2 protein-coding genes are annotated in these 1,615 nt (G+C 29.5%); both read right to left on the reverse strand.

What is annotated here, in order from left to right:
* Positions 1-119: 119 nt before the first annotated feature.
* On the reverse strand, positions 120-611 hold the full coding sequence (locus ACJBCC_RS17200; protein ID WP_407557920.1) for a hypothetical protein: 492 nt from the start codon (positions 609-611) through the stop codon (positions 120-122).
* 362 nt (positions 612-973) lie between these two features.
* Positions 974-1,318 (reverse strand): hypothetical protein, encoded by a 345-nt coding sequence (locus ACJBCC_RS17205; RefSeq protein WP_407557921.1) that lies wholly within the window; start codon positions 1,316-1,318, stop codon positions 974-976.
* Positions 1,319-1,615: the final 297 nt, after the last annotated feature.

Consider the following 1,615-nt stretch of genomic DNA (forward strand, 5'->3'; position numbering starts at 1 on the left):
ATGGTTTGTTGCGTGGTTAAGCAACTAAGTTAACAAATAAAAACCGAATAGAAAATCCGCGAGGATTTTCGTAAGTAGGCTTGAACCAAGCAATAAATTATATACAGTGTTACCATTAGTTATTTCCGCAACTTGATTAATTCCAATGTCAATACATTTGCACTTATTTCGATAGGTTTCTCTTCCTTATTACTCCATTCAGTAAAATTAGTTTTTTGCGAGATAATTTCATATTCCGCAATTAAGTTGTCGTTTTTATAAAATCGTAAAATTTGTGTTTCGTTATCAAACTCCCACTTTAGTGTTTCGCTATAACTAAATCCGCACGCATCTTTGTCAATTTCTTGAATATAAATATCGTTTTTTCTAAATTCAAGTGCGGAAAAAAGATCAGCTTCTAAATAATCCATTTCTACAAACATCCGCATATGCGAATACTTTTTTGGCTCAATATTCGTTAATTTGGATATTATTATAGTATCAGTTTTAAATATATTTCCTCCATTAATCTCTGTAAACCAATTCGAGTTTTTAAATTCAGATTCGGAAATATCTTGTGCGGATATTCCAAAACTTGAAATTAAGAAAATAAATAAAATGGCTGTCTTCATAATTAATGGTAACGTGTTTGTATAAGATTAGTTGCGTTGTTTAAGCACCTAATTTAGCAAATACAAACCGAATAGAAAATCCGCGAGGATTTTCGTAAGTAAGCTTGCACTAGCAATTAATTTTATACGGTGTTGTACACTGGCTTTTATTTTTTTATTGTTTTTGTACGTCTCTCAATAAACCAAATTATTAAAATTGAAATAATTAAAGGGAAAATTAAATAAGCCAAAATGTTTTTAATATCGACAGGACTAATTCCTTTCATATTTGGATTAAATACATATCTGTCAATTATAAAATAAGTTGTCAGCAATATTATTATTGATAGAATTACAATTAATATGAATCGAAATGTTTTCATTTAATCTGCTATATATTCAAATATTATTTTTGGGTTTACAGATTCCGATTCTGTTTTTTGTTTGAAAATCTCTAGTTTTTTATTGTATCTAATTGTCAAAGTGTCAAAACTTTTCCACTCAAAATTCACATCTTTTGGTTTTATGAATCCAGCACTTGCGACAAAGATTGATTCAAGTTCAATATTTTCATCGTAATTGCAATTAGTTGCGTAAATATGAATTGACCTATTCGCAGTTGCATTTCCAGTCATTTCGGTCATTTTTACTTTACGTAAACCTTCGTAATCGCATTCTACTTTTAATTCCGTTTCTGTTGGTTCGTCAAAAATCTCAAAATTTGCCAAAAAAACGAAATATCCGATTATGGATATTATTCCGAGTAATAAAATTCCAATTAGTAACTTTTTTATCAATTTGAGTTCGTTTTTCAGCTTGTGTACAACGTGTTTGTGTATGGTTAGTTGCGTGGTTCAGCAACTAAGTTAGTAAACTTTTACGAACCTGTGAATATTCCGCAGGAATATTCGCAAGTAGAGCAGAAATGAAGCAATTAATTATACACGATGTTGTGCATAGTGTTTTTCCTTTAGTGTAAGAATTTATAAAAATCATATGTTGTCAATTCAGCTAATACATATGGT

The sequence above is a fragment of the Winogradskyella sp. 4-2091 genome, assembly GCF_045765065.1.
Lineage (GTDB): Bacteria > Bacteroidota > Bacteroidia > Flavobacteriales > Flavobacteriaceae > Winogradskyella.

What these genes read in the sequence shown, in the direction of transcription:
- ACJBCC_RS17200 (WP_407557920.1), bottom strand. Translation starts at nt 611, where the DNA reads ATGAAGACAGCCATTTTATTTATTTTCTTAATTTCAAGTTTTGGAATA.